Source organism: Marinomonas sp. CT5 (genome assembly GCF_018336975.1).
Lineage (GTDB): Bacteria > Pseudomonadota > Gammaproteobacteria > Pseudomonadales > Marinomonadaceae > Marinomonas.
The window spans coordinates 1,703,452-1,716,847 of the sequence record NZ_CP025572.1 but is presented as its reverse complement, the minus strand read 5'-3'; the positions used below and the strand labels follow the sequence as shown (position 1 = coordinate 1,716,847).

Below are 13,396 nucleotides of genomic sequence, written 5' to 3'. Positions count from 1 at the left end.
AATACCAATAATATTTTAATACCTAATAAAAAGCACTCATATCACAAATGGAAAACACAATCGGAGAGTACTCATGTTCAATGTTCGTTCCGCTTCACCTGAGAAAAAAATAGCAACAAAGCTTACTTGTCTAGCCGCCATTCTGCTTAGCAGCATTGGCACAGCGCAAGCTGCAAACGGTTTATCGATAGAAAGTTGGCGCAGTGATGATGCCAATATCTGGTCTGATGTCATCATTCCAGCTTTCAACAAAAGCCATCCAGATACAAAAGTAAACTTTGCCCCAACCCCTCCAACGGAATACAACTCAGCCTTACAAGCAAAATTAAAAGCAGGTTCTGCTGGCGACTTAATCACTTGTCGTCCATTCGATACGGCATTAGATCTTTATAAAGACGGTTATCTTGCCAACTTAAATGATCTAAAAGGCCTAAAACAATTCTCTGACGTAGCGAAAAGCGCTTGGGTCACGGACGATGGTAAAGACCAATTCTGTATGCCTGTTGCATCGGTTATTCATGGCTTTATTTACAACAAAGAAATCTTTAAAGAACTTAATTTATCCGTTCCTAAAACACGCGATGAGTTCTTCAAAACACTTGACACCATCAAATCAGAAAGTCGTTATATACCGTTAGCAATGGGAACCGCAGATCAGTGGGAAGCCGCAACAATGGGGTTCCAGAATATCGGACCAAACTATTGGCAAGGTGAAAAAGGCCGTAAAGCACTACTAAGCGGTAAAGAAAAATTCACAGACAAAGCTTACGTAGATACTTGGAAAGAACTTGCCCAGTGGAAACCATATCTAGGTCGAGGATTTGAAGCGCAGAAATATTCTGACTCACAGAACCTATTTACCTTAGGTCGTGCTGCTATCTATCCAGCAGGCTCTTGGGATATTCAGACATTCAATAATCAAGCTGATTTTCAATTTGGCGCCTTTCCGCCACCAGTTGCGAAAGCAGGAGACACTTGTTACATCAGTGATCATACCGATATGGGTATTGGCATAAATGCCAGCTCGACCAATAAAGAAGCCGCTAAAGTCTTCTTAAATTGGATGGCAAGTAAAGAGTTCGCCACTCTTTATGCGAATGCGGTACCGGGCTTCTTCCCATTGTCTGATCATCAAATTGACATCAAGGATCCTGTTGCACAAGAGTTTATGAGCTGGCGTCAACAGTGTGAATCGACCATTCGTAACTCATATCAAATCCTGTCTCGTGGTACACCAAACCTAGAGAACCAACTTTGGAACGTAAGCGCTCAGGTAATCAATGGGACCATGACACCGGAAGCCGCTGCCAAAGAAACACAAGAAGGCTTGGAGCAATGGTACAAACCTCAGCAATAAACTAAACCATTAAGAGGTCGTCCATTAGGGTGGCCTCTTAATTAAATGCAATTTATCTAGATAGCACGTTACATTGAGATAAACTATGACTCCATCCAACCAACATGACGAAAAGAAACCTTTCCCATGGCACTTGGTATTTTTCCTTGGGCCAGGATTGCTTATTTACGTTGTTTTCAGTGTTTACCCTTTGCTCGATACGCTCGTCTTGAGTTTATATAACGAGCAACAAGGACAAAATGGCTTTGTCGGTCTACAGAACTTTATCACCTTGGTAACAGACGATACTTGGTCACAGGCTTTTTGGAACGCTCTCGGCAATAACTTCAAATTCTTCGCGATTCACATGCTTGTACAAAACCCGATTGGGCTACTTCTTGCTGTTTTATTGAGCTCGCCAAAGCTGCGTTTATCCGGTACTTATCGAACACTTATCTTTATGCCTACCATGCTTTCTGTGGTGATTATAGGTTTCGTTTGGCAGTTGTTATTAAGCCCTATTTGGGGCATTTCTGAAAATTTTCTTTACAGCATTGGTCTTGGTCAATACTTCGATGCTTGGCTTGGTAAAGAAAGCAGCGCGCTGATCACCTTAGCCTTTATCTCCGTCTGGCAGTTTGTCGGTATTCCGATGATGTTGATTTACGCTACCTTACTCAATATTCCTGATGACATTGTCGACGCCAGTGTCGTTGATGGCGCAAATTCATTCCAAACCTTTTGGCACATCAAATTACCGTTAATTTTGCCAACTATCGCCATGGTATCAATTTTAACCTTTGTGGCGAATTTCAATGCATTTGAGCTGATATATGCGGTAAAAGGCGCCCTTGCCGGCCCAGATTTTTCGACCGATTTAATGGGAACTTTCTTCTACCGAACATTCTTTGGCTTCCAGCTACAACAAGGTAGCGCATCCATGGGTGCTGCGGTGGCAACACTGATGTTTTTGATCATTTTGGTGGGCGTTATGCTGTTCTTATTCTTTATTCAACGTCGCATTCAGCGATTCCAATTTTAAGGAGGTTATGATGAAACTATTTAGTCGTCTTATACCTTTCTCTGGAATGAGGCAAGTACCTAAAAGAGTTACTGTGCATGCTGTTTTATTGGCCTATACCGTGATTGCTCTTTTTCCGATTCTCGTCGTTGTGATTAATGCCTTTAAAGAACGTCGTGCAATTTTCCGTGATCCACTCGGCTTACCAGACAGTGACTCCTTTACCTTAGTGGGCTTCCAACAAGTTCTATTGAGATCAGACTTCGGCTTATATTCTTGGAACAGTTTGGTCGTCACTATTTTGGCGGTCGGTTTGGTGCTTTTACTTGGCGCTATGGCCGCTTGGGCTTTGACGGAATACAAATTTAAGGGCAACTTGCTGATTACCTTCTTATTTGCCATGGGCATCATGATTCCAATACGTCTTGGCACGGTGAGTATTTTAAGTCTGATGGTTAACCTGGATTTAGTAAATACGCTTACCGCACTAGTGCTGGTGTACATAGCCCAAGGCTTGCCTCTTGCGGTATACATATTATCGGAGTTTGTACGCACTATCCCAAAGGAACTAACCGAGGCAGCACGTTGCGATTCGGTTAGCGAATACAAGATTTTCTTTTGTGTCATCTTGCCACTATTGAAACCTGCGATGGCAACCGTTGCCGTATTCACCATGATTCCGATTTGGAATGATTTATGGTTCCCATTGATACTCTCACCGGGTGAAGAAACTCGCACTATTACCCTTGGCGTACAGCAGTTTGTTGGTCAATACGTCACAGACTGGAACTCGGTTTTGTCAGCGTTAACTCTAGCGATCGTTCCTGTGCTAATCCTATACACCATTTTCTCAAGACAATTGATCCGCGGCTTAACGAGCGGAGCGGTCAAATAATATTTCATATCTTTGACCGTTGGAGGTTTATTTCATGGCTAATGTAAAACTTAACAATATTAAAAAGCGCTTTGGCGATGTGGACGTACTACATGGCATCGACCTTGATATCAAAGACGGCGAATTTGTCGTATTGATTGGCGAATCTGGTTGCGGTAAATCGACCTTGCTACGTTTGCTGTCTGGGCTGGAAGATATAACCGAAGGCGACTTGTACATCGATGACGAACGCGTCAATGGACGCTCGCCAGCCAAACGCGGCATTGCTATGGTGTTTCAATCTTATGCTTTATATCCACATATGAACGTGTTTAAAAACATGGCATTTGGCTTAAAAATTTCCGGCAAAGACAAAGCGTTTGTGAACAACAAGGTTATGGAAGCGGCGAAGAAGCTAAAGATTGATCATTTATTGGAGCGATTACCGAGAGAATTGTCTGGTGGCCAACGCCAACGCGTTGCCATCGGTCGTGCCATTGTACGCGACCCGAAAGTCTTCTTATTCGATGAGCCTTTGTCTAATTTAGACGCCTCACTACGAGTTCAAACTCGTGTTGAGCTTGGCAAGCTTCATCAGGAACTAAAAGCCACGGTGATTTATGTTACCCACGATCAAGTCGAGGCCATGACATTGGGTGATAAAATTGTCGTGATGAACAAAGGCCGTGTCGAACAAGTTGGCACGCCGCTGGATTTGTACCACCATCCGAAAACACAATTTGTCGCTGGCTTTATTGGTTCACCCAAAATGAACTTTTTAAGCGCGAAAGTCAGCCAACCTGATCCTGAAAACACGCAACTTGTGCTAGAATCTGGCCGCATTATTCAAGCTTCGGTTGATACTTCGTCCTTAAATCAGGGAGAAATAGTACAACTGGGTATGCGACCAGAACATATGGCGCTCGCATGCCAACATAATACTGTTGAAGGCACAGTTACTTTGATAGAACACCTTGGTGAATTGTCTTATTTATATGTCGATATCGGTCAAGAAGGCGAAATGGTGCTTAAGGTGGATGGTGACAACCAACACCAAGCAGGTGATAAAATTACCTTTGGTATTCAACCTAATCGCTTGTATTTATTTGATCACCAAGGCAAGGCTTTAACGAGAGTCAACGCGCATACTTTTGCGACCATTCCTCTTTAGAGCTAGCCTGCTTAGCCCTTAGAAAAATAAGCACGAATACGGGGACCCTTTCCCGTTCAGGACACTGATATGAACCAAAATCGGGTTAATGAGTTATTTGGCGAGGCCCAAGCATTGAGAGAAAAAGGCATTCCTCTCTATATGCAGGTAAAAAAAGCCATTTTAGCGTCTATTTCTGCTGGTCGAGTACTTGGCGGAGATACGCTTCCACCGGAGCGAGATCTGGCCAAGTATCTTGATGTTTCACGCGTCACTGTGCGCCGAGCCATCGACGAGTTGGTAAAGGAAGACGTATTGACACAACGCCAAGGCGCAGGAACCTTTGTCAGCGAACGAGTTGAACAACCGCTAAACCACTTGCGTAGCTTTACCGAAGTGATGAAAGCCCGCGGCAAAGCCATTACATCAAAATGGCTGGACCGTTCGTTGGGAATGCCTCATGAGGATGAATGTAAAGCACTTAAGCTAACAGCAGAGCAAGAAGTCGTGCGTTTTTATCGTTTGCGTTACGCCGATGGTAAACCCATGGCGCTTGAATTGGCGACGATTCCAAGTAATTACATTCTCAACCCATTTGCGATGGAAGGATCACTCTACGATTTACTGGAACAACAAGGCTGCCGCCCTGTTCGCGCGTTTCAGCGCCTTCGTGCTATTAGCATTGATGAACAGCGAGCACATTTACTCGATATCCCTGAACTCAGTGCCGTACTGTATATAGAACGTACTGCGATAACAAAAGATGGAACGCCCATTGAGTTTACACGCTCATGGTTTCCTGGGGACTCTTATGACTTTGTCGCTGAGATTCATAACACGATTTGATAAAAACGGACAAAAAGGCTTTCGACTTAAGCAATAGAAAGCCTTTTTGTGTTTTAAAAGCAGAATTCCACCTACTTCTCTTCTTTTGCTTTAGCCAACAACAAAAATCTCTTATGAATTTTTCTCGTCGCAAGCCATACTGCACCAACAACAAGCGGCACAGACAGACCGATTACCAAACTTTTATCAAAGCTCACGCCTTTGTCGTAAACGGCTTCTATTAAAAACTTCAAGAGTCCTACGCTGTAGTAACTAATCGCAGCAACAGACAAACCTTCAACGGTATGCTGCATCGCTAATTGAATTTTAGAGCGACGGTCCATTGAAGTGAGTAATTGCTGATTCTGAGACTGTATCGACATTTCTACTTGAGTGCGCATCATGTCTGACACTCTATCAATACGTGTAGAAAGACTTTCCAAATGATTTCCGGTGCTATTACAGGTTCTAACCGCTGGCGTTAAGCGTCGCGTCATAAATTCGGTAATGGTTAAATGACCTGATACTTCGTCTTCTTTTAATTCATTCAAGCGCTTTAGAACTAATTCGTGATAAGCCCTTGTGGCACTAAATCGAAAAGAGGTTTTAGCACGAGTCGCCTCAACCCAAGCCGCCATGTCAATCAATTCACTCAACAATGCCTGTTCATCAAGTGGTTCCGTGGCGTCTGACAAACTGGCGGTGGTTTGCGCTAACTCTTCGTCCATAGAAACCAATTCAGCATTATATTTCCGCGCCATTGGTAAGGCTAATAATGCCATTAAACGATAGGTTTCAATTTCCACAACACGCTGAACCATGCGCCCGAGCTGACTATCACTCATGCCTTTGTTGTAAATCAAAAAGCGGCCACAACCATCACTATGTAGCTGAAACGTCGTCCACACTTGTGCATCACCATTTTGCGGACGACTACCAATTAAACGCATCCCTTCAAAATGACTCTTAACAAGGGCAAGATCAGGTTCGGGTATCGTTCGTGCGTCTTCCACTGTCACATGAAACGCGGCAATAGTAATACCGGGCAAACTCGATAGCCACTCGAAGGGCAAACAAGCCAAGGCATTTTGCTCAAAAAATCCCTTCGAAATATCAGCTTGAGTATCAATAATCATGTAAGAGATGAATTCGAGATGCTTATCACGACGAATTTTAAAATGACCAAAATCGACTTCAAAGCACACACTGTCATTTTCTGGTGGGACTCCATTAAAATGATCATAGAGTGAACAAAAATGCTCGAACTCGGCTTGTTTCTGATCTGAAGCAACCATAATAGCGAGATAACTGATTCGAGCAGGGCTAGGGATAACTTGGAAAGGACGCGAGTGCAGTTCAGCATAAAGAACATCGCGTAATGGATGAATATCTAATCCATAGGAATTATTAGCTTGAGTCACTGTTTTTTCCGGTACTTAGGTATAAAAATGGGCACAGGACAAAAACAAAATATTTGATTGAAAAAAAGCACCTTAAAAAATATTCAGTAGCTATTTGAAAGTGCCTACAGCAATTTCCATAACATCTTGTTTTTACCACTCTTTTTGGCAACACCAAGCATATCATCCGCAGCCTTAAAAAGGTCGTCACGGTTACAATTTTTAGTCGGGGATTTTGTACACCCACCGACACTAACCGTCACCCTGCCACTAAAGTCGTTATGACTATAAGCTAAATTTAACGCTTCTATACTCTGCATGCATTGACTAGCGATCTCCATAGAGTCTGCCTGAGAATGGCTAGGCAACAAAACAACAAATTCTTCTCCACCATAACGAGCGACTGTGCCCTTTTCCAAAACTTGCAACGCCAATACACTCGCTACCTGCTTTAATACTTTATCGCCAGTGGCGTGACCATAACAATCGTTATATTGTTTAAAATTATCGATATCAATAACCAACAAAGACATGCAGCTTTTCTTATCGACACAATCCTTCCATTCACGATCAAATACATCTTGATATTTTCGACGATTTGCAAGAGAGGTCAAAGGATCAATATTAGCGAGCAGCTCAAGCATTTTACGTTGCTTAACCAATTGCAAATGCAAACGCACACGGGCTTGTACAATATTAGTGTGCAATGGTTTCTGAATATAATCACTGGCTCCCATTAAGAGTGCTTTTTCTTCATGACTTGAATCGTTTAAAGCCGTAATGAAAATCACAGGAATAGCGCTGGTTCGTGCATCATGTCGAAGGTGGTTCATCGTTTCAAAGCCATCCATTTGTGGCATCAAAACATCCAATAAAATAAGATCCGGCTGGTATTCAACCGCTTTACGAATGCCCTGCTCTCCACTCTGGGCAAGCATAATATCGACATCATCATTCAGCATCTCGCGGATAAGTTTTAAGTTGATTTTTTCATCATCAATGACTAGAACACTCTGCTTTTCTGTCATAGCCGTAAATTACCTTGAATGGCTAAAATAAGTTCTTTTGCTTTAATCGCAGCCAACTCAAACTCAACTTTCTCTACATCATTAATTAAACTTTCAATATCCAAGGCATATTTGCTTCCATGCACCATTTGACGCAGCCTATTAAGTCTATCTTCTACCGAAAAATCTGACGAATTTAATAAAACGAGAATATCTTCAATATTAGAAACAATTTCTTTTTCATTATAAGAAGGCGTACTACTCTTATTAATACTAGATACGAAAGGCGCTATCGCCTCACCGATATCAGTCACTAGCTTCTTCAAGGCAATTATTAGATTTTCAACAGACGCTTCGTTTAACATATTTTCCTTTAATTGATCTTCAATGATCAAGCAATATGAGGACAACTCATAGGCTCCAATATAGGCTAAATTAGACTTTAATGTATGAATCGTCCTTACCATATTATCACCAAAAAAATTCTCCAAAGGAAAATCAACATACTTTTTATAAAAGGCTTGTATTATGTTGATATATAGTTTTTCTTTTCCACTAAGTTTTTTTATCGCCTTAGCTGTATCTAATGTCTCTATTTTTACAAGCTCTGATAATGCCTGAATATTTGTTAACGCATCACTATCAGAAGCTATGCCAGCTTTATGTGAAGTATTATAATACTCTTGATTAGTAAGATAATTTTGTAAATTTTTGTATAACTCAGGCTTTTTAATAGGCTTATCAAGGTGAGTATTCATTCCGGCTTTGGCAGATTGTTCTTTTGCCTCTTCTGAGACATGGGCGGTCATCGCAATAATTGGAATATCACCATAAACACTAGACTGTCTAATTTTTCTTGTCGCCGTTAAACCATCCATTACAGGCATCTGTATGTCCATCAGAACCAGATCATACTCTTGCTCATTCAACTTATTGATAGCTTCTTGACCATTTTCGACAACATCTACTTTTATAAAAGTATCCTCTAAATAACCTAAAATAACTTTTTGGTTAATTATATTATCTTCCGCTAGTAGCACTGAAAAAGCAGATAAATCAGGAATGTTTTTTTCTTCATTCTCTATATGATTTTCGATATTTAACAATGAATCAGGAGTATTAAGAGGAAAAGTAAAACTAAAAGTTGAGCCTTGGCCTATCTCACTTTTAACCCAAATATCACCTCCCATTAACTCACAAAGCTGTCTGGAAATAGTGAGTCCTAAGCCTGTACCGCCAAATTCGCGGGTAATACTGTCATCTGCCTGCTGAAATGCTTTAAATAATTTATCTGAATATGCTTTTGAGATACCGATTCCAGTATCAATAACATCACATCTGAATAACATCTCGTTATCGATATTCGTTTCAGAATAAACACGTATACTAACACCACCGTATTCCGTAAATTTAACAGCATTAGTAACCAAGTTAACCAAAACTTGTTGAATGCGTAATGGATCACCTAACAGCATTTTAGGAAGAGACTTAGAAATATCGACATTAAGCGATAAGTTTTTTTCTTTAGCTTTGAGACTATTCATATCAATGGCATATTGAACGATAGAATCAAGAGAGAATGGCACCACTTCTAAAGCCATTTTTCCTGCTTCAATCTTCGAAAAATCCAAGACATCATTTACCAGACGAAGTAACACTTCTCCAGAGGCTAATATTTTATGCAGGTGATCTTTCTGTGATGAGCTTAATGGCGTCTTAAGCGTCAGATGACTTAAACCAATAACAGCATTAATTGGCGTTCGTATTTCATGACTCATACGAGCCACAAAAGAAGATTTTGCCTCAAGCGCTTCTTCCACTATTCGCTTCGCCGTTTCCAGTTCAGAAGTTCGTTCTTGAACCTTACGGTCTAAATCTTGATTAACACTTTCTAAAGCAGCGCTGTATTCCAGTAACTTTTCATTGGCTTGCAATGCCACATTTTCAGCATCTTTGATTTTTGTGATATCACGACTTACCCCACAAACAAAGACAGGATCCCCAGCAGAATTAAATATAGGCACAAACAAAGTATCAAAATAAATACGACTACCATCACCACGAATCCCTGTCTGTTCAATCGAAGTAGGCTTGCCACTTTCTATGACTTGCTCATAGGTCTTATAGACCTGCTCTGCCATCTCATCCCCAAACTGAACCCTTAAATTGAGTCGATGTATTTCTGCTCCTTGCTCTAACCCCATAACAGCCCGAGATGCCGGGTTGTTATCATAAAGGGAAAACTCACCGTTTTTTTCCACTGCCATAATAAACATCAGGTCAGCGGAATAACGCCACATTTCTATAAAACAATCAATGATGGTTTGATCATGTTCTTGTTGGTTAAAAACGTCACTTAGGTTCATTTGTTTTCCCTCACAATATTACGCCCCATCTAGGATTGCTTAACCAGCTGCCAATTCATCGAACTCGCTTGAAAGAAAGCATCATCAGCGGAAGTCGAGTTAGCTAGCCACCTAGAAACCGCTAACACATCAGCATCTTGGTCAATACGGCCAACAAGCGAAATAGGCTGGCCTGTGTTCATCATATAACCACTCAAACTGACACTTTGTAATATATTGTTATGTTGTTGAGGCAAGGTGTCAGTAAAACCATATACCTTTACTCGCTCATGATTATAGCTTAGCCAACCAGACACAAAGCCGTACCGCTGATCCTGTAAAGCCAAAGCCAGTTCAACGCGTTGCTCTGTACTCTGCCAGATCCCATTTATGGGGTTAGCCACTTCAGTGTCTTGCTGGGTCAGATGTTTAATATGGTTAGTAGGTAACGCTGAAGAGGATTTAGTGAAAACCAGCTTATCGATGTAATCACCAGGCTCAAAATTCTGATACTGAGTTGTCGTTACTAAGGAGTTCATCACCGTCATTTGTCCAGTACTGTCTAACTGACCACAATATGTTGATACCCAATGCGAACCTTCATCGGGCTCTTCATCGCCAGTTGAACGCCAATAAATAGACAGCACTAATGGTTGCGAAGCATCTTGAACTGGATTGATCGGTCGACAATAGCCAACAACGATATAAGTTCCAGTTGATCCAGTATGTGAACCATATTCACCTAAAATCAAGCCATCGCTGCCCACTTCTAATGTCATCGTAGAGCCGTAACTATTTTCCCAAGTACCATTTAAAATCAAAGACATACCTTACCCCTTAAATTATTAGAGAAATCAGTTAACATCAAAAATTCGCGCTGGAAGCTCTTGGAGGGTTGTAATGACTCTAGGCCCCGAGGGTTTATTAAAAACCCACATACCGACAGGCAAAAGATTTGGCTTACCATCAATGTAATGAATTGAATATTCGTACACGGTATACAGATAATCCATCATGACAGAGCCTACCAAGGCAATATAATCTCCCCCTTCAAGAGGTTGAAACTGAGTTATGACCTTTCCCTTATCCTCTCCTTCTTCAATAAAAACATTGTACATATCCGCAGTAACGACTAGTTTCCCCACATCTCCAGCATCGGTACGGCCAATCTCAATCACAACATCCTCTTTTGTTTGAGACGCGATGTTGTAAAGAGTATTCATCAAAGTAACATCACCTTTAAAAGCCGAGGAGCCAGAATCTAAAGCAAAAAAATAAGGCTCTTGCTGCAAAGACTCAGGGGAAATAACCTGTTTATGACCAATAGAAAGGGAGAAAATCTTACTCGTCCATAAATACGGTGCTGCGTATTGATCCCAAGGTAAAAACAAATATTCTCGACTGTTCCTATAATCATCATCAAGCTGCCCAAATTGAACCTGGCCTGCTTTGCTGTCAATATCCGTCAAAAACCCTACATAAGGACATTGAGGACTCACAATTCTTTGCTCAATCAAGCTTTGAAAAAAATGAAAAGAGGCGGCTTCTGCTTGGTTAGCAAAAGACTGATATCGATAAGGTGAATAGGCCGCTGTCTCAGTTACGTCCGTCATACTTGGAACACCAATTCCACCATCCCAGTCCAATTCACTAAACTGAGGGCCTTCATAAGATTTCGCAAGGTAAATATCCGATAATACAGACACAGATCCGATGTCAGATTGGTTTAGATGAGGCGTTAAGGTAAATACATCACGACCCGTTTGAACTTCCATGCTTCCCCAAGGACCGAAGCTAACCGCCATTACCTGCTCATCAACCCAAGTGAAGCTTGACGATAGTTGATAGACGAACTGTTTATCTCCATAGTGCTCACAAGTATTTGGTTTGCATAAACTAGAAGTAACCCAAATAAAGTTACTACCAGTATCAAAGGAAAATTTTAATGGCTGAGGTGAGGTTCCCAAACCAACGCAAGCATACCAAGGCGATGCGCCATTATTTTGATAAGGGCCACGATCAAGCGTAATAGAAATTCCGGTTGCTTCACCATTCATTGATAGGTTTTTTTTCATACTTTACTCCTTGAAGATCACAGTACATGCTCAAATATAACTAACAGCTAACCCCTAAGATTAAAATCAGATTGTGACAATAAACAGGGCTAACAATAACGCATTCTCATTTATACTTAGCTTTCAAAAGCTATCTCAAAGGACAACGGAATCAATCGTTTTATGACTATTTCACTCATTAAAACTGGCATTATTTTATTTAGCTTTAGCGTCATGGGTACAGCTCATAGCAATGAGTTAATCAATTTTGGAAAATCATGTTTGAAAAAAGAAGAACGCTTGAATCAAACGAGAATAAAATTAAATCTTGCCTCTATCAGAGCTGAGCAAGGGCAAATCAAAAATAATCAAGCCGTAGATGACTTAAAGCGTTACAAAGCAGAAAAAGAAAAACTCGAAACATCAATGACAGAATGCAATGAAACCACACCAAATAGTGCTTACTGTCACCAAATACGTCGACAATACAATGCATTAAATTACCGTATTACCCGAGCTGAGGCCGATGCACTTGATAAAGACATTGCCCCAGATGAAAGCATCATAGATTTTGAATACGAAAAAGCCGTCTTTAAGCAAGAATATGAAAACTTTTTGGCCTTGTGCAGAGACTCAAATGCTCATTATGCGTTTATCCAAAGTCCTAATGCTTATTCCGCTGTTTGCTCAAACGATGCAGCCAAAAACTCTATCACCTGCTCTTTTTTCTAGTAACGCTAGCTGTAAGCCCTAAATTACTGGGCGCTATCGACTTGTTGAACATTTTGCCTTTGCACCACATTAACCAACTTATCCATCGGAAATCCTAAGCTCTCTGCTTTAGCTAGCAATCGGCGCTTTACCGTATTCGGCATTGTTGGAGTTCGTGATAATAACCAGAAGTAGTCCCGACTTGGACCTGAGATCATGGCATACTGATAATCTTTTTTGTCCAGCTCAAAGATCACATAAGCACCATAGAAAGGCCCAAAGAAAGACACTTTTAAATGCCCAACATCAGAGGAATTAACAAAATAAGCCCGACCTTCTGCTTCTCGCCACGCCTTATCTTCTGCAGAGTAGCCTCGATTTAATACATCAATACCGCCGTCATCTCTCATAGAATAAGTTGCTGTAACGTTCGACAAACCTTCTTCAAAAGCATGGTCTTGGCGCACAATTTCATACCAAGTGCCCAAATAACGCTCCACTTGAAACTGAGTTACTGGATTAATATTTTTAGGAGCACTCGTACAGCCAGCCAACAAAATCGCCATTGTCCAAACAATAAATTTCATTGAATTCCCCTTTATAAAAAATGACTTCTTTAAGGCATCATACAAATGTCACATTTTTATTGCAGTCTAGCAAAACCTTTTGTGAC

General features: G+C 41.0%; 12 protein-coding genes. 6 read left to right on the top strand and 6 right to left on the bottom strand.

Annotated features, from left to right (window positions below; translation table 11 throughout):
- The first annotated feature begins 73 nt into the window (after positions 1-73).
- The 5 genes from C0J08_RS07975 (at position 74) to C0J08_RS07955 (ending at position 5,227) form a co-directional block, all read left to right on the top strand.
- Complete coding sequence (locus C0J08_RS07975) at positions 74-1,357, top strand: ABC transporter substrate-binding protein (protein WP_212655603.1); 1,284 nt, start codon at positions 74-76, stop codon at positions 1,355-1,357.
- Between the two features lie 85 nt (positions 1,358-1,442).
- Positions 1,443-2,378, top strand: coding sequence for a carbohydrate ABC transporter permease (locus C0J08_RS07970; RefSeq protein ID WP_212655601.1), 936 nt, complete (start codon positions 1,443-1,445; stop codon positions 2,376-2,378).
- Positions 2,379-2,388: 10 nt separating this feature from the next.
- Positions 2,389-3,252, top strand: a complete 864-nt coding sequence (locus C0J08_RS07965) for a carbohydrate ABC transporter permease (RefSeq protein WP_249344580.1) — start codon at positions 2,389-2,391, stop codon at positions 3,250-3,252.
- A gap of 34 nt (positions 3,253-3,286) precedes the next feature.
- Positions 3,287-4,402 carry an ABC transporter ATP-binding protein gene (locus C0J08_RS07960; protein ID WP_212655599.1) on the top strand — a complete coding sequence of 372 codons (1,116 nt, stop codon included), beginning with the start codon at positions 3,287-3,289 and terminating at the stop codon, positions 4,400-4,402.
- 69 nt (positions 4,403-4,471) lie between these two features.
- The gene (locus C0J08_RS07955; RefSeq protein ID WP_212655597.1) at positions 4,472-5,227 is read left to right on the top strand and encodes a GntR family transcriptional regulator; all 756 of its coding nucleotides are present in this window, start codon (positions 4,472-4,474) and stop codon (positions 5,225-5,227) included.
- A 71-nt stretch (positions 5,228-5,298) separates the two neighbouring features.
- Here C0J08_RS07955 and C0J08_RS07950 read toward each other — a convergent pair whose 3' ends face one another.
- The 5 genes from C0J08_RS07950 to C0J08_RS07930 all read right to left on the bottom strand — a co-directional run bounded on the left by C0J08_RS07950 (position 5,299) and on the right by C0J08_RS07930 (position 12,033).
- A complete protein-coding gene (locus tag C0J08_RS07950; RefSeq protein WP_212655595.1) occupies positions 5,299-6,627 on the bottom strand; it encodes a DUF3422 family protein in 1,329 nt (442 codons plus the stop codon).
- 104 nt (positions 6,628-6,731) lie between these two features.
- Entirely contained in the window at positions 6,732-7,634 is a 903-nt protein-coding gene (locus tag C0J08_RS07945; RefSeq protein WP_212655592.1) for a GGDEF domain-containing response regulator, read from the bottom strand.
- On the bottom strand, positions 7,631-9,979 hold the full coding sequence (locus tag C0J08_RS07940) for an ATP-binding protein (RefSeq protein WP_212655591.1): 2,349 nt from the start codon (positions 9,977-9,979) through the stop codon (positions 7,631-7,633). Before C0J08_RS07940 ends, C0J08_RS07945 begins: the two co-directional genes overlap by 4 nt.
- A 29-nt stretch (positions 9,980-10,008) precedes the next feature.
- Complete coding sequence (locus C0J08_RS07935; RefSeq protein ID WP_212655589.1) at positions 10,009-10,785, bottom strand: avidin/streptavidin family protein; 777 nt, start codon at positions 10,783-10,785, stop codon at positions 10,009-10,011.
- 27 nt (positions 10,786-10,812) lie between these two features.
- Positions 10,813-12,033: a pepsin-like aspartic protease gene (locus tag C0J08_RS07930; protein ID WP_212655587.1), complete on the bottom strand. Its 1,221-nt coding sequence runs from the start codon at positions 12,031-12,033 to the stop codon at positions 10,813-10,815.
- Between the two features lie 162 nt (positions 12,034-12,195).
- Here C0J08_RS07930 and C0J08_RS07925 point away from each other — a divergent pair, with 162 nt between their 5' ends.
- Positions 12,196-12,744, top strand: a complete 549-nt coding sequence (locus tag C0J08_RS07925) for a hypothetical protein (RefSeq protein ID WP_212655585.1) — start codon at positions 12,196-12,198, stop codon at positions 12,742-12,744.
- A gap of 23 nt (positions 12,745-12,767) precedes the next feature.
- Here C0J08_RS07925 and C0J08_RS07920 read toward each other — a convergent pair whose 3' ends face one another.
- Positions 12,768-13,310 carry a lipocalin family protein gene (locus C0J08_RS07920; RefSeq protein WP_212655583.1) on the bottom strand — a complete coding sequence of 181 codons (543 nt, stop codon included), beginning with the start codon at positions 13,308-13,310 and terminating at the stop codon, positions 12,768-12,770.
- Positions 13,311-13,396: the final 86 nt, after the last annotated feature.